Source organism: Halorubrum yunnanense, from assembly GCF_026586675.1.
Taxonomy (GTDB): domain Archaea; phylum Halobacteriota; class Halobacteria; order Halobacteriales; family Haloferacaceae; genus Halorubrum; species Halorubrum yunnanense.
Window position 1 is genome coordinate 1 of record NZ_JAODIX010000085.1, and the last position, 14,643, is coordinate 14,643.

Annotated in this window: 13 protein-coding genes; 7 read left to right on the forward strand and 6 right to left on the reverse strand. The window is 61.1% G+C overall.

Annotation, left to right across the window (positions count from 1 at the left end; genetic code table 11):
- Nucleotides 1-673 precede the first annotated feature (673 nt).
- A complete protein-coding gene (locus tag N5096_RS15630; RefSeq protein WP_267665721.1) occupies nt 674-1,018 on the reverse strand; it encodes a DUF5615 family PIN-like protein in 345 nt (114 codons plus the stop codon).
- 1 nt (nt 1,019) lies between these two features.
- Entirely contained in the window at nt 1,020-1,313 is a 294-nt protein-coding gene (locus tag N5096_RS15635; protein ID WP_267665722.1) for a DUF433 domain-containing protein, read from the reverse strand.
- A gap of 183 nt (nt 1,314-1,496) precedes the next feature.
- Between N5096_RS15635 and N5096_RS15640 the strand changes: the two genes are divergently transcribed.
- From N5096_RS15640 to N5096_RS15650, 3 genes are all read left to right on the forward strand, one after another.
- Entirely contained in the window at nt 1,497-1,778 is a 282-nt protein-coding gene (locus tag N5096_RS15640) for a DUF433 domain-containing protein (protein ID WP_267665723.1), read from the forward strand.
- Nucleotides 1,778-2,119, forward strand: a complete 342-nt coding sequence (locus N5096_RS15645) for a DUF5615 family PIN-like protein (protein WP_267665724.1) — start codon at nt 1,778-1,780, stop codon at nt 2,117-2,119. The genes N5096_RS15640 and N5096_RS15645 overlap by 1 nt, the downstream gene beginning before the upstream one ends.
- 459 nt (nt 2,120-2,578) lie before the next feature.
- Nucleotides 2,579-3,286, forward strand: coding sequence for a malectin domain-containing carbohydrate-binding protein (locus tag N5096_RS15650; RefSeq protein WP_267665725.1), 708 nt, complete (start codon nt 2,579-2,581; stop codon nt 3,284-3,286).
- A 116-nt stretch (nt 3,287-3,402) separates the two neighbouring features.
- Here the strand turns inward: N5096_RS15650 and N5096_RS15655 are convergent, their stop codons facing one another.
- Complete coding sequence (locus N5096_RS15655) at nt 3,403-4,170, reverse strand: hypothetical protein (protein ID WP_267665726.1); 768 nt, start codon at nt 4,168-4,170, stop codon at nt 3,403-3,405.
- 397 nt (nt 4,171-4,567) lie between these two features.
- Nucleotides 4,568-5,386 (reverse strand): hypothetical protein, encoded by an 819-nt coding sequence (locus tag N5096_RS15660; protein ID WP_267665727.1) that lies wholly within the window; start codon nt 5,384-5,386, stop codon nt 4,568-4,570.
- Nucleotides 5,387-5,529: 143 nt separating this feature from the next.
- Here N5096_RS15660 and N5096_RS15665 point away from each other — a divergent pair, with 143 nt between their 5' ends.
- Both N5096_RS15665 and asd read left to right on the forward strand, forming a co-directional pair.
- Complete coding sequence (locus N5096_RS15665; RefSeq protein ID WP_267665728.1) at nt 5,530-6,360, forward strand: IS5 family transposase; 831 nt, start codon at nt 5,530-5,532, stop codon at nt 6,358-6,360.
- Between the two features lie 878 nt (nt 6,361-7,238).
- Complete coding sequence (asd, locus tag N5096_RS15670) at nt 7,239-8,285, forward strand: aspartate-semialdehyde dehydrogenase (RefSeq protein ID WP_267665729.1); 1,047 nt, start codon at nt 7,239-7,241, stop codon at nt 8,283-8,285.
- Between the two features lie 508 nt (nt 8,286-8,793).
- On the opposite strand, the gene N5096_RS15675 is transcribed toward asd, so the two are convergent.
- Nucleotides 8,794-10,782: a 3-hydroxyacyl-CoA dehydrogenase/enoyl-CoA hydratase family protein gene (locus N5096_RS15675; protein ID WP_267665730.1), complete on the reverse strand. Its 1,989-nt coding sequence runs from the start codon at nt 10,780-10,782 to the stop codon at nt 8,794-8,796.
- Nucleotides 10,783-10,925: 143 nt separating this feature from the next.
- Between N5096_RS15675 and N5096_RS15680 the strand changes: the two genes are divergently transcribed.
- Nucleotides 10,926-11,522 (forward strand): DNA-3-methyladenine glycosylase family protein, encoded by a 597-nt coding sequence (locus N5096_RS15680; protein WP_267665731.1) that lies wholly within the window; start codon nt 10,926-10,928, stop codon nt 11,520-11,522.
- A 425-nt stretch (nt 11,523-11,947) separates the two neighbouring features.
- On the opposite strand, the gene N5096_RS15685 is transcribed toward N5096_RS15680, so the two are convergent.
- Complete coding sequence (locus N5096_RS15685) at nt 11,948-13,309, reverse strand: putative ATP-dependent zinc protease (RefSeq protein ID WP_464387843.1); 1,362 nt, start codon at nt 13,307-13,309, stop codon at nt 11,948-11,950.
- A 124-nt stretch (nt 13,310-13,433) separates the two neighbouring features.
- Here N5096_RS15685 and N5096_RS15690 point away from each other — a divergent pair, with 124 nt between their 5' ends.
- On the forward strand, nt 13,434-14,471 hold the full coding sequence (locus tag N5096_RS15690; RefSeq protein ID WP_267665733.1) for a succinylglutamate desuccinylase/aspartoacylase family protein: 1,038 nt from the start codon (nt 13,434-13,436) through the stop codon (nt 14,469-14,471).
- Nucleotides 14,472-14,643 lie beyond the last annotated feature (172 nt).

Consider the following 14,643-nt stretch of genomic DNA (forward strand, 5'->3'; position numbering starts at 1 on the left):
ACTCAACACCGTCTTGCTCAACTATCCGCATAAACACCGCCTCGACGCGCCGCTAAACTACAACGGATGGTGGGCCTGCAACCGTATCGCTGTGTGAGTAGGTGATGACGGCGCTGTATCTCCACCCTACTCCGCTCCCTTCGGTCGCTCCGTTGAGGGTGGGGGCTTAGCGCCTACATTCAGCTAATAGCATACTTGAAATGTACGCCCGCGACACTACCGGACGAAAATCTACTAGTAGGCTCGGTGAAAGTGTATTACCAGTTTGAAGGCCTCAAACCCTTGACATCCTCTCCGCCCTGAAGGGCGAAGATTCCCACGGCACCGCACCGCTGGGTTGGGATGTTGAAGGTTTGTAGACGCCTCGATGACGGCTACTGGCTGTGCCAACCAGCCGTTACTCCTATCCCGGCATGGGATTCGGAGGTACTTCTGACTGCCTACACCCTATTTCGACACGGAAGAGGGTGTCTTCCGCTTGAAATGAGGGAATCCCGATATTGTCCGATTAGTGGGGCGGGTGGACCGCCTCGGTTGCCATTAAATACGTCTCAGGTTACTTAAAACATCCTTTCGGCACGCCGAACGTGGTTCGTGGAGGGTTTGTCCGATTCATCCCCGCCGTGAACGGCGAGGCTTTCTCCTCAATTCTCCGTAAAACTGATACATCTGATTAAATCCATGGATCGATTTCTTCTCGTCCACCGAATGCATCTCGGGTCGGATACGTATCGACCATGTTAATAAGCCCAGCCGCAACCTGGTACGCCGGCATCGTATCGTCGTAGAGGAGAACGATGCCTGCGTGGGCATCTGGTGGTAGTCCACCGAAGTCTTTCACGTCACTCGTTACCGTGATCAGTTGGTGTTCCCGCGCGTACGGTAGGACATCCGCTTCGTCATCGGCTCCCTGCCAGAGCGCATCGCGGACGTGCTCGGAGTGAATTCCTTCTTTCTTCAGATACGTCGCCGTCTTCGGATCGATGTTTTCGTCCAGTAGAAATCGCCACCCGCCCATTTCAGGCGGCGTCCGGATCGACGCCTTCGGGACGATCGATCGACTCGTGGAAGTCCACTTTCGCGTCTTCGCGCTCTCGTTCGGCCTCACGCATCTCTCGTGGGTGGTCGTGGTAGTACGCCAGCGCGTGGTACACGTCAGCTACGTCAAGATCGTACCGATCGGCAACGGCCTCGGGGTCTTCACCCCGGTCTTCGACGAGGGCGTACACTTGCCGGACGCTGATTCGACGGCCGCGAATGTGGGGCTCGCTCATGAGCTCGCGTGCGATCCGCCGAGATTCACCCTCAGCCATACATGGGTGTTGCTGCTACTCCCGCAAAAATATACTGTTGACTGGGTTGAGAGAGGACTGCAACAGTTGAAATGTACGCCCGCGACACTACCGGACGAAGATCTACTAGTAGGCTCGATGGAAGTGAAAATAGGGTTGAACCCGCCCCAGACGTTCAAGTATAGTGCCGGCGTAGCGTACCGTATGAGCCAGGCGACGAGACGTATCGTCCAGGAACTTCACGACGAACCGCATCTCGAAGGCCGACGGATTACTGTTCAGTTCATCAAAGAACAGATCGAAGAGCGGGAGCTCGACCCGAGAACGGTCGCCGATCGCCACGATCTAGACGTGGCTGATGTCTATCGAGCGCTCACGTACTACCACGACCATCCCGAAGAGATGCGTACGGCCGAACGCCGGCGGCAATCTGCGATCGAAGAACACGGCCACCTGACGACAGACCCCGACGACGTGCGTGATTGATGAGGTATCGCATTCTCGCTGACGAAAACGTCGAGCAGGCGACGATCAATTATCTGCGGAAACTCGGTCACGATGTCGAGTGGATCGGCGATGTGGCGGAACTCGATCTCGGCACCGACGATAGGTCGATCGCTGTGTACGGACGCGAGACGAACCGTCTCGTTCTCACCCAAGATGACGACTTCTTTACTCAGATCGACATCGAAGATACTGCTGGAATCCTCTTTCAGAAGGATCAGACGCTTTCGGCCCGAGAGGTAGGAGATGTCGTGCATGAACTCTCCGAGCATATCGACCAGTCCGACGTGACGCTCGAATACGTGAGTCGAAACTGGCTGTGAAACTACCGTTGGGTGCTAATAGCATAGTTGAAATGTACGCCCGCGACACTACCGAGCGAGAATCTACTAGTAGGCTCGGTGGAAGTGTATTCACCGATTTCATTGTCCCGAGCGTGTCCAGTATACCAGATCAAACCAGTATGCTAGGGCTTGAGATACATCAATGATGTTGAGGTCGTACCGATCGGGAAACCCCGGGTTTTCTTGGCTTTCTTGGACGAAGGCGTATACATAGCGGATGCTGATTTGACGGCCACGAATGTGAGGTTCATTCATCCAGTCACGTCTGATGGGTCAGGAGTCTCTATGACTCATAATATACGTTGTTACTGCTTCCGCAAAGCATATTCATGATTGGATTGAAAAATAGAAATAATATAAATAAATTTATAATCAGTAATTCTGGTAACTGTATCGTTCGAGGGGTAAAAATATAAAAGGATAACTATAATCAAGAGTATGGGTATTGAGCCAAACTCTGTTAATTCAGGTTATCGTCGGCGGCGAGTATTACAAGGTATGGGTGTCGTCTCAGCTCCTGTGTTGGCAGGATGTCTGGGCGGTGGGGCGGACAATTCAAGCAATTCTGCGACGGTATTAGAAGTCCCATTTGGTCTTGATTGTGGTGGTGAACATCTCAACGAGGCTCCGGTAATCGATGGGCTTGAATTCCATCCTACGTCAAACACTCGTACGGATATTGAACTTAGTAGTGCGAATGCTGAGGTTCCTGAAAACGCCCGTTGGTGGGGTGAAACACTCAATTTTGAACCAATTCCGGTTGCATATAACGCACATCCCAACGAAGGGGCTCAGGACGAAACATTACCAACATACGAAGAGATTCAGGGGACCGAACACGACACGCTATATCAAACTGCGTACTGGGGGCCAGGAGAGTTTGAGATGCAATTTTCTTTGGAGAACGGTACATACGAGGTGATACTCCATTTTGCGGAAGTTTTCTTCACAACTGAGCAAGAGCGTGTCTTCGATGTGATAGTCAACGATCAGGTGGTGGAAGAAGATCTGGATATTTATGCTGAAGTAGGTGAAGGAACTGCGTTAACCATTTCAACTGAAGTCGATGTAACTGAAAATCTCTTAACAGTCACCGGTGATTCGTCAAGTAATAATCCTCAATTCAGTGGAATAGAAATTCGGTAAGTGCTTGAGTAGCTCTGTCGAATTTCTCAGAAAATGATATATTTTGCCCCAGTCACGGTCAATACAGAGAGTGTACTTCAGCACGAAGCGGTCTTTCTATTCCGACATAACTTCGTTCAGTCGTCAGTTGAGAGACGTTGCTTAATCAAATATCCAATCCCACCTGCCGTGAGTGCCTGTAAGACCCCGAATCCAGGTGTCTCGTCTTCAGTCATTTCCTGTTGATCCGTGACTGAGTCATCATCAGCTTGGTCGTCGTCTTGGTCGTCCTCTGTCTCTGTACTTTCGTTGTCTTCCTCGACTGGTTCGTCAGTTACTACAATGGGGTCTCTGACAGCCGTTTCGTTTACACGCAGGGTGAATTCGCCTGTCTCCTCAAAGGCCGTTTCGAGTTCAACAGTTTCTGTACTAGTCGGATCTATCTGAACCTCTGTTGTTTCGATTTCGGCTGTTCCGTCTTCGGGCCCATCAACAGCGAATGAAATGGTCGTCAATGATTCGACATCAGTCCAATTCGTTGTGACTACGCTCACCGTTACAGTGTCTCCAACACGTGCTTCGCTAGCGGGTTCTTCAAGAGTCACATGAACTAGCTCGAAGTCTTCTTCGATCTGTTCTTTGTGGAAATCGGCTGCCTCTACCCTGTATTCCCGATCTGGGACGTGAGGTTGTCCCTCAAATATCCTGAACGTGGCAGGGACATCAAGATGGTCGTAAATTTCGCGGCTAGTCTCGAACCGGTCGTCAACCTGTAACGTCCCGAAAATCTCTTCGACCACTTGATCGATCTCGCGGTCGCCTCTGAACAGTTTGTGAATATAATTCTCGGGGTCCTCAGAGCCTTGATCTTCACCGCCGATCCACCGGAACTGCTCAATATCCATCCATGCTTCTTTGTTAAACTCTTCGCCGGTGAGTTCCTGTGAACTACCCTGACCTACCGCGCTCGGGGCTACTCGCCCCTCGCTTGTTGAGGACAGGGCTTCCTGTTTCTGCGTCAGAATTTATACCCGACGTGGGCACAGGGATTCCAGACTCCGCAGGCGACTTCCCTTCACGGGTGGTTCGGAGTGTCCCACTCCTACCGGATGGACACTCAGCCACAACCGAGGGTGCGCGCTTCTTCTCGCGCTTGAACACCACCGGAAGCGTGGTGAGCATCGTACTACCGATATTAATCGCAGGGGTAGTAAGGCTATGCCGTGTAGTGAAAGTAAAACGATGACGGCGCTGTATCCCCGCCCTACTCGCTCACTTCGTTCGCTCCTTGAGGACGGGGGCTTAGCGCCTATAGTCAGCTAAATTTCCAGACCCGATCGGCCATGGAACTGTTGTTCGGTCTGGATCGCCGTGAACTGGAATGTCATCGGTGAGTTCTTCGAAGGGAAGAAATGCGAGTCCATTCGCACCGGATGAGTACGCATTGATATATTCGGGATGAAGTGGGGCGATTTTGTCGATGAAATAGCCAGCAGACGATCCGCCGTCGTAATGGATTCCATCTGTAATTGTATAGGTGCCAGTATTCAGTCGGGATTTGGCATCCTCGATCATCGCAATGAGTTGTAGGTCAACACGCTCACGTCGGGGGTCGTCGATCTCTAATTCCGGGGCCAACGTCAACTCCTGTGGTTCCAAACCGAGGTCTCCGCGTGTCAATGTGAGTGGTACACTCAACACAGGGCAGTTCATTGCGTCTGTAATGCGTCCCGTAATGCCGCGATCAGGCCGGCGAGCCCCCTCGACCCGTTCTTCAAACTCGCCCCAGGGATACGCTGTAACGACTAGCGGCCGCTCTTGGGAGTTGTTCAGAGATTCTTCAACTGAAGGAAAGGCTGGCGTATAGAGGAAGTATGGGGAATGAAATCCGGCGTCGGGATCTGCTTCGATCTTCAGGACTCCCGGTTCAGTCCCATACGGGGTTCCAGCTGGTTCGGCACCATCAACAGCCTCGGAAATGAAAATCTGAGAACTCATTGTATCATACGATCGGCCACCGCCAATCGGGTACAGTGATGTTCTTACAGATTTAGATTCAGGGATGGAGTCATCGAGTTCAAGCTCCCGGTTGGTGAATTCCGTTCCTGCCTTGATCTCCATTGATTTATACACGGGTCCGTCATCCGTACCTTGGATCTGGAGCAATCCGTCAACATCGGTTTCAAAGGCTGTGTTGAATCGCCATACGGAGGCGAGGTAGGCCGCTAAATCAAAGGAGTTGAAGCGGGAGAATGCGGTTGTCTATGACGCAAATCTCCCGCTTCATCGGGGAAGTTGTCCCGGTTGCTCAAAGAGTTACTGGCGATGGAGGCGAATCCGCCGCCCCGGAAGGCGGCGGCGGATTCGCCGACTATGCACTCGTTTCCCTTCACTGTCTGCGGATTTACCTCGATTCATCGTACCGCATGACGATCGACTTGCTCAAAGAAATGCCACAAATAACCGGGGAGATCGGCCTCAACGCGGCCGATCTCCCCGCGCCGTCCACGTTGTGTAAGGCATTCGACCGGATCAGCATCAGCGTCTGCCGAGTGCTGCTGCGCCAGTCGGCGCAGCTGCACGATCTCTCTGAACACGCCGCGATCGACGCCACATTCTACGACCGCTCACCAGCGAGCCGCCACTACTGCCAGCGAATCAGCTACCGCGTTCAAAAGCTCAAAGTCACAAAACTCGTCGATACAGCGTCTCAAGCCGTTCTTGACGTTCACTGCTCAACGAATCGAGAAGGAAGCGACGCAGACCTTGCTGAGCAGATCGCCCGCCGGAACGCGGGCGATCTGCGGTCTCTTGCCGCCGATAAAGGCTATGACAAGCAATCGCTTCGTGAAGGATTACGCGACCTCGGGATCAGACCGCTGATCAAGCATCGTATCTTCGCTCCGTACGACCACGCACACAACGCCAGAATCGACGATAACAGCTACAATCAGCGCTCTATGACCGAAACCGTGAACTCGGCTGTGAAGCGCTCGCTCGGCTTCGCCGTGCGAGCGCGGTCATGGTTCCGTGAGTTCCGCGAAATCGCGCTGATGTGTGTCGTCTATAACATCAAACGCTTCGTCAAACAGTGAATCTCTACGCCTTACAGCGATTCAACACAGCCGTTTCAAACGATTCCATTACGATAGATTCCCCATCCGATACTTGATCAGGAACTTCGATAGTAACGTTCGCGTCCTGTTCATCGCCCAGAGTTCGTCCGCTGAATCCAACTATACCTGCTGTAGAAATCCCCGCCATCTGGACTATTCGTCGTCGCTTCATTCCGGTATGAGGTGAATCCATTGGTATACTATGTCTATTTGAAGACAAAAAGTGATGTATATGTCGATAGTAGAATATATGGGTCCATTCGCTAATTCCTGTCACTACAAGGCTCGCGCCTTGTATTCAGCAGAGGTGTCCGGGTTTGACAGACATACAGTAGTCCCGGCAGACACCATTCCACACCCTTTGCCAGTACCTATTTCCCGAGATCCCGACGGTTTAGAGGATTATGACGATATATTCTATTTGAAGGATGGATCGTGTCTGATGTGATCTATATTATTCAAGTATAATTCTAATACTTTACTGAAAATGTACGCCCGCGACACTAACGACCGGTCTCATCTCCGGCGGCGTGCCGCGTCGACCGGGAAACCCTCGTGGCGGGCGGTCGCCTGCGCGGCGACGGGCGGGTCGCGTCAGCGACCGGATGTCACGCGCCTGGGTTCTCCGCGCTGTCATCGCTCCCATCGGGGAGTACTCGGGCGGGGACTGAGGGCGCGCGTCTACCAGTAACCGGCGAGCGCTTTTAAACGGTCCGCTGCTCGGGACCGGTCGCTCGAACGCTTCGGCGACCGGGCGGTCGCCTCGCTCGGTGTCGGGGACGGCGGCGTCGGCCCGCACCCGGCGGCATCGGCGCGTATCCGAACGCACTTACGTCCCTGTCACGGACCCACGCGCAATGTCTGTTCAAGTCGGCATCCTCGGTGCCACCGGCGCCGTGGGTCAGCGGTTCATCCAGTTGCTCGACGACCACCCGACGTTCGACCTCGCGGCCGTCACCGCGAGCGCGGACAGCGCGGGGAAGTCCTACCGCGAGGCGGCCAAGTGGCGCGTTGACACGCCGATCCCGGAGAGCGTCGCGGAGATGGAGGTCGCGGAGACGACGCCCGCGGCGATCGCGGGCGACGACGTCGACCTCCTCTTCTCCTCGCTCCCCTCGGGGGTCGCCGCCGAGGTCGAACCCGACTTCCTGGAGGCGGGGTACGTCGTCTCCTCGAACTCCTCGAACGACCGCATGGCCGCGGACATCCCGCTCACGATCCCCGAGATCAACCCGGACCACCTCGGCCTCATCGAGGTCCAGCGCGACGAGCGCGGCTGGGACGGCGCCCTGGTGAAGAACCCGAACTGCTCGACGATCACGATGGTCCCCACCCTGGCGGCGATCGACGAGTTCGGCCTCGAAAGCGTCCGGGTCTCGACGCTCCAGGCCGTCTCGGGCGCGGGCTACTCCGGCGTCACCTCGATGGAGATCCTCGACAACGCCATCCCGCACATCGGCGGCGAGGAGAACAAGATGGAGACGGAGTCGCGCAAGCTCCTCGGCGAGTTCGACGGCGCGGCGGTCGGCCTCCACGACGCCGACGTGGCCGCCTCCTGTAACCGCATCCCGACGCTTGACGGCCACCTGGAGAACGTCTTCGCCGAGTTCGCCGCGGACCCCTCCCCGGCGGACCTCCGCGAGGCGATGCGCTCGTTCGAGGGCGCCGGCGACCTCCCGAGCTCGCCCGACCAGCTCATCAAGGTGTTCGGCGACGACGAGCCGGAGCGCCCGCAGCCCCGCCTCGACCGCACGTACGCGGACGGGATGGGGATCGTCGCCGGCGGCGTGCAGACCACCGACGCCGGTGCGAAGTACAACTGCCTCGCGCACAACACGATTCGCGGCGCGGCGGGCGCCTCGCTGCTCAACGGCGAACTGCTCGTCGAGGAAGGCTACGTCTAAGGCTCGAACTACTCGGCGGCCATCGAGCCCAGCAACGGCGACTGTTTTTAAATAGCCAGCAGCGACTGGACCGCTGATCGAAATATCAGTTTTTCCCAGTGGCGCGCCTCCGAGTGGCCGCCCCCGGCGGCCACGAGGAGCGCGTGCGAGGGAGTCGGGCGGCCGGAGCGAAGCGGAGGCCGGCCGACGAGGCTGGGGAGGCGTGAGGCGCGGTGCGGTCGCTGTGTGGGCGGGACTTGAAGGGGCAACCGTGAGGCGGGCGCAGACGACGAAAGCACCGCAACGAGGGAGCGGTAGCGACCGAGTGAGGAGCGCAGCGAGTGTGCGCCCGCCTCACGGCTGGGGCTTCGGTGGTGTTCGTGTCGATGAACTATTTAAAAGGCACATCGTCGTCCAGCCGAGCAGCTGGGGCTCCGGCAGTGTCCGCCGCCGCTCCGCTGTCTCAAGTTTATAAATAAACGGTCGATGAGGTGACCGTCCCCACCGCCACGACCGACCCGCTCGCGCCTTATTTCCCTTCGAACTCGGGCTCGCCGTCGCCCATGAACGCCGTGACGCCCTCCATGAGGTCGTCGGTGTTCATCACGTGGCCGAAGCCCATCGCCTCCACTTCGAGGCCGGCCTCGCCGTCGGTGCGGCCGGCGTGCATGGCGCGCTTCGTGTACTTCTGGGCGATCGGCGGGCCGCCGGCGAGCTGCTCGGCCAGCTCCCGCGCCCGCTCGCCGAGCTCGTCGTCCGGGACGACCTCGTTGACGAAGTCGTACTCGGCCATCGTCTCGGCCTCGTAGCGGTCGGCGGTGAGGATGATCTCCTTCGCGCGGCCCTCGCCGACGATCCGGGCGAGCCGCTGGGTGCCGCCCCACCCCGGAAGCAGGCCGAGGTCCAGTTCGGGCTGGCCGAGCTCCGAGCGCTCAGAGGCGATCCGCATGTCCGCGGCGGTCGCGAGCTCCATCCCGCCGCCGAGGCAGTAGCCGTCGATGGCGGCGACTACAGGCTTGTCCGACTCCTCCAGCTTCCCGAACGTCTGCTGCCCCTGCCGCGAGAGCTCGACGGCGGTTATCGGGTCGGCGCCACCGGCGGCCATGCTCTGGACGTCGGCGCCGGCCGAGAAGGCGCGGTCGCCGGCGCCGGAGAGCAGGATCGCTCGCACGTCGTCGTCGGCGTCGAGCCGGTCGATCGCGTCGGCGAGCTCGTCGAGCAGCTCCCCGCTGATCGTGTTCATCCGGTGCGGGCGGTCGATCTCGACGTGCCCCACGCGGTCCTCGACAGCGACGTTGAGCGCGTCGTAGGCGGCGAGCGCGTCGTCTCCGCCGTCGCCCTCGGCGCCGTCTCCGCCGTGGAAGCCGCCCGCCGCGGCGGCCTCGCGCAGGTAGTCGGTCGCCTCGTAGCGCTCTTCGCCAGTCTCGTCGTGGAGGTCGTCGAGGACGTCCACGAGGTCGGCGAGCCCCTCGCCGTCGGCGAGCTTCGCGGGGCCGTCCGGGAAGCCGGCGCCGAGCGTCACCGCGCGGTCGATCGCGGGCGCGTCGGCGACATTATTCCCGATCAGGCCGCCGACCTCGTTGGCCATCACGGCGAGCAGGCGTCGTCGGACGTCAGCGTCGATCGCATCCGAGGGGATCTGGGCGCCGTCGCCGTCCTCGTAGTCGTAGAAGCCCGAGCCGGTTTTCCTGCCGAGCGTCTCCTCTTCGACCTTCTCCACGAGCAGCGGGCAGGGGCGATACGCCTCGCCGAGCACCTCGTGCATGTACTCTAACACGTGGTAGCCCACGTCGATCCCGACCTGGTCGGCGAGCTCGAACGAGCCCATCGGGAGCCCCATGTCGAACTTCGTCGTGGAGTCGACCGTCTCGACCGTGGCGTCGCCGGACTCGACGATCCACGCCGCCTCGTTCATCAGGGGGACGAGGATGCGGTTGACGATGAAGCCGGGGCTGTCCTTCCGGACGCGGACGGGCGTCTTCCCCATCTCCTCGGCGAGTCCCTCGATCAGTTCGAGCGTGTCCTCGGACGTGTGGTTCCCGGAGATGACCTCGACGAGGTCCATCCGCACCGGCGGGTTGAAAAAGTGCATGCCGCAGAAGCGCTCGGGGCGGTCGGTCACCTCGGAGAGCTCGGTGATAGAGAGGCTAGAGGCGTTGGTGACGAAGACCGCCTCCTCGGGCGCGTGCTCGACGACCTCCCCGTAGACGTCCTTCTTGATCGCCATCTTCTCGGGGACGACCTCGACCACGACGTCGGCGTCGGCGAGCGAGGCCTCGAGGTCGACGAAGGTATCTACGCGGTCGAGCGCCGCGTCGGCCTCGTCGTCGCCGATGCGGTCGTTCTCAGCGAGCTTGCCGAGCGACCACTCGATCTGGTCGTAGCCGTCTCGGACGAACTCCTCTTCGATGTCCCGCAGCGACACGTCGTACCCCGCGAGCGCGGCGACCTCCGCGATGCCGTGCCCCATGTTGCCAGCGCCGAGAACCGTTACGTGCTGGACGTCATCGAGTTGCATACGCTAACGGTCGGAACCGTCATGGTTGAACGTTTCCATCTTCCAAACGGGAAACCCGAGGTAAGTTTATCAGGATCTGGGAGGGCGGGGTTCGACCGCCGCGACCGAAACCGTCGGGTGGCTCCGGTTCGAACCCCCCGCCCATGGACGACCGAGTCGCGGCGACTCTGCGTGAGGACCCGACGATGGCGGCGCTGATCGACCGACACGGTCGGCTCGCGATCCGGCCCGCGGACGACGAGTTCACGCGTCTCTGCACCTCGATCGTGAACCAGCAGCTTTCGACCGCCTCCGCGGCGGCGATTCACGAGCGGTTCGTGGCCGTCCTCGGCGGCGACCCGACGCCCGACCGCGTGCTCGCGGCCGACGAGGACGCCCTGCGCGAGGCCGGGCTCAGCGGAACGAAGGTCGAGTACCTGCGCGAGGCCGCCGGGGCGTTCCGCGACGGCGAGCGCGACCTGACTCGGGAGGGACTGGCGGGTGCGAGCGACGCGGACGTCGTGGCGGCGTTGACCGAAATTCGGGGGGTCGGCGAGTGGACCGCGCGGATGTATCTCATCTTCGCGCTCGGCCGCGAAGACGTACTCCCCCTCGGCGACCTCGCGGTGCGGAAGGGGATCCAGCAGGTGTACAGCGATGGTGAGGAACTGGGGCGGGCGGAGATGCGCGAGATCGCCGAGTCGTGGCGCCCCTACCGGAGCTACGGGACGCGCTACATCTGGGCGGAGTACGAGTCGTAAGTAGGTGGGTTCGGTTCGGCGGTGGACCACTCCAGTTTCCCAGTCGCTCGCTTATAAATAGGTGATTGCGGATCGGCGGTGAACGCCTCCAAAACTCCAGCCGCTCGTTTATACGTGATTGAGTGAGGATCGGCGGTGAACGCCTCCAAAGCCCCAGCCGGCGAAGCGGGCGCACGCTCGCTGCGCTCCTCACTCGGTCGCTATCGCTCCCTCGTTGCGGTGCTTGCGTCGCCTGCGCCCGCTTCGCCGACTGCCCCTTTGATTCCCACCCCGCACCGCAACCGCACAGCCTCACGCCTCCCCAGCCTCGCGGTTCGCGCTCTCCGAGCGCTCACCGCGTCCCTCGCGGGCTCCTCGCGGTCGCCGGTGGCGACCGCTCGGAGGCGCGCCAACACGATTATTTAAATAGTCGACCGCGAACCCGTCTACTCCTCTTCTTCGAGGATCTCGCCGGCCTCGCCGCGCTCGGCCTCCTCGGTGTCCGCGCGCTTGCGCACGTCGACCCGGTAGTCGGTGAGGATGTCCCGGCCGAGCAGGAGCGGGTAGTCCATGTGGCCGCGGTCCTCAACGCTCGCGGTGACCGTGTGCTGGTTCCCGCCGATGCCGATGACGAGGTCGACGACGGGGCGGGCCTTCCCGCCCTTCACGCTGCCCGACTTGACCCGGGTCATGCTCTTGATCGGGCCGGCGCCGATCTCGGCGGCCAGCTGGGTGTCGATGCTCGTCCGCGTCGCGCCCGTGTCCGACTTCCCGAGCGCCTGCGTGGAGCCGGAGGTGCCGGTGACGACGACCTCCTCGATGTAGCCGATGACGGGTTGTTCGGTCGGGCTCGGCTTCGGGACGGGCGCACAGGAGGGCCGCGAGTCGTCGAGCTTGGTGGCGATCCGCGCCACGTCGTCGTCGTCAACCTGGCCGCCGACCCGCTCGATCGCGAGCCTCGCGATGTGCGGCGCGGGGCTCGTGCCGGTCGCCTCGTAGAGGCCCTTGAACCCGGCCGTCGGGTTCACTTCGAGGACGTACCAGCCGTCGTACCCCTCGACGAGGTCGACGCCGGCGTAGTCGAGGTCCATGACGTCGGCCGAGTAGAGCGCGGTCTCGGCGGCCTCCTTGGGCATGTCCTCGGTGGCGTCCTCAACCGCGCCGCCGAGCGCGACGTTGGTGCGCCAGTCGCCCTCGGGCGCGTAGCGGTACATCGAGCCGACGATCTCGTCGCCGACGATGTACACGCGCAGGTCGCGGTGCTTCTCGTCGTCGCGGTCGATGAGCTGCTGGAGGAACGCCTGCCGGTTGCCCACCTTCGGGTTCACCCGTTCGGTGAGATCGACCTTCCACGTGCCGCCGCCGTGCGTGCCGATGGCGGTCTTGTACACGCCCACGTCGCCGAAGCGCTCGCGGCCCTCGTTGAGCCGGTCGTTCGACAGCGCGAGCAGGGCGTCGGGCACCCGGATGTTCCAGTCGGCGAGCGTCGCCGCCGTCGCGAACTTGTGGATCGACGCGAGCACGGCGTTCGGCTCGTTCAACATCGGCCTGATGCGCTCGAACGTCGTCGCCAGCCCGAGCAGCTCCGCGGGCTGGTCGGTGTTTGAGAGCAGCAGGCGGTTCGCGATGACGTCGATGGCGGGCTCCACCGAGACGTCCCCGTCCTCGACGCTGATCGCGGCGTTCTCCTCGCGGAGCCACACGGGCTCGTGACCGAGGTCCTCGACCGCGTTGCAGATCGCTTTCGTTTCCTTGCTGTTGTGCAGCGACAGCACTCCCACCCGGACCGGATCCGAACTCATGGCCACACCTGCGTGGGCCCCGGTAAAAGGTCGCCCGATCGGCCCTCGATCGGCGAGCAGAGCGGTCGGGCGGCGGTCCCTCGGTCGACGGGTCGCCATATATATACCACCCGCCCCGCTCCCTCGTGACATGAGCGACGACCGGGTGTTCACGTACAACGGCGGCGCGGTCCAGCCCGGCGAGACGCAGAACATCCGCTACGGGATCAGCGAGACGTACCTGGGCGACCCCGTCCGGATCCCCGTGACGATCGTCAACGGCGAGCGCGACGGGCCGACCGTGTTCCTCACCGCGGCCGCCCACGGCGACGAGCTCAACGGGATCGAAGTCGTCCGCGAGGTGGCCCACGAGTGGGACCTCGCCGACCTCGCGGGGACGCTCGTCTGTCTCCCCGTACTCAACGTCCCCGGGTTCATCGCCCAGCAGCGCTACCTCCCCGTCTACGACCGAGACCTCAACCGCTCGTTCCCCGGCAAGCCCGGGTCGACGAGCTCGAAGCGGATGGCCCACCAGATCTACTCCAACTTCATCGCGCCCTGCGACTTCGGGCTCGACTTCCACACCTCCACCCGCGGCCGGACCAACATGCTTCACGTCCGCGCGGACATGGCCGACGCTGGCGTCCACCGCCTCGCGATGGCGTTCGGCTCGAAGGTGATCATCGACAGCGACGGGCCGGACGGCACCCTCCGCGGCGAGGCGACCGCCGACGGGACCCCGACGATCACGATCGAGATGGGCGAGGCCCACCGCTTCCAGCGCCCGCTCATCGATGACGCGCTCGGCGGCGTGCGTTCCGTCTTCGCCGAGTACGGCCTGCTCGAGACCGACGCGGTGCGCTGGCCCGGCTGGCGGACGATCGTCGCCGGGACGGGCGAGAAGACCTGGCTCCGCGCCGACTCGGGCGGCATCGTCGATACGCACTTCGAGAGCGGGTCGCTCGTCCGCGAGGGCGAGCGGATCGCGACGATCACCAACCCCTTCAAGCAGGACGCGGTCGCGGTCGAGGCCCCCTTTACCGGGCTCCTCATCGGACTCTTGGAGAACCCCGTCGTCTATCCCGGCAACCCCCTCTGTCACCTCGTCGAGATCGACGAGGCGGTCCGGCGCGCGATCGAGACCGGGGACGCGCCGACGCCGGTGGGGCAGCCGGACGCGACGAACTGAGCCGCCGTCGGCGACGACCATTTATAAATAAATCGCGTGGCGCGCGCCGCCGAGCGGCCGCCCTCAGCGGCCGCGAGGTGCGCGTGCGAGGTCGTCGGGCGATAGTGACCGTCGAAAACTTTGTAATATTTGAGCGAGAGTATGAAGTATGCCTGGACCGTCGAAGCATCTC

Excerpts from the sequence above, each read along its gene's own strand:
- N5096_RS15660 (WP_267665727.1), bottom strand. The coding sequence starts at position 5,386 with ATGGAGATCAAGGCAGGAACGGAATTCACCAACCGGGAGCTTGAACTC.
- N5096_RS15640 (WP_267665723.1), top strand. The coding sequence starts at position 1,497 with ATGAGCCAGGCGACGAGACGTATCGTCCAGGAACTTCACGACGAACCG.
- N5096_RS15650 (WP_267665725.1), top strand. The coding sequence starts at position 2,579 with ATGGGTATTGAGCCAAACTCTGTTAATTCAGGTTATCGTCGGCGGCGA.
- N5096_RS15665 (WP_267665728.1), top strand. The coding sequence starts at position 5,530 with ATGACGCAAATCTCCCGCTTCATCGGGGAAGTTGTCCCGGTTGCTCAA.
- N5096_RS15690 (WP_267665733.1), top strand. The coding sequence starts at position 13,434 with ATGAGCGACGACCGGGTGTTCACGTACAACGGCGGCGCGGTCCAGCCC.
- N5096_RS15675 (WP_267665730.1), bottom strand. The coding sequence starts at position 10,782 with ATGCAACTCGATGACGTCCAGCACGTAACGGTTCTCGGCGCTGGCAAC.
- N5096_RS15635 (WP_267665722.1), bottom strand. The coding sequence starts at position 1,313 with ATGGCTGAGGGTGAATCTCGGCGGATCGCACGCGAGCTCATGAGCGAG.
- N5096_RS15655 (WP_267665726.1), bottom strand. The coding sequence starts at position 4,170 with ATGGATATTGAGCAGTTCCGGTGGATCGGCGGTGAAGATCAAGGCTCT.
- N5096_RS15630 (WP_267665721.1), bottom strand. The coding sequence starts at position 1,018 with ATGGGCGGGTGGCGATTTCTACTGGACGAAAACATCGATCCGAAGACG.
- N5096_RS15645 (WP_267665724.1), top strand. The coding sequence starts at position 1,778 with ATGAGGTATCGCATTCTCGCTGACGAAAACGTCGAGCAGGCGACGATC.
- N5096_RS15680 (WP_267665731.1), top strand. The coding sequence starts at position 10,926 with ATGGACGACCGAGTCGCGGCGACTCTGCGTGAGGACCCGACGATGGCG.
- asd (WP_267665729.1), top strand. The coding sequence starts at position 7,239 with ATGTCTGTTCAAGTCGGCATCCTCGGTGCCACCGGCGCCGTGGGTCAG.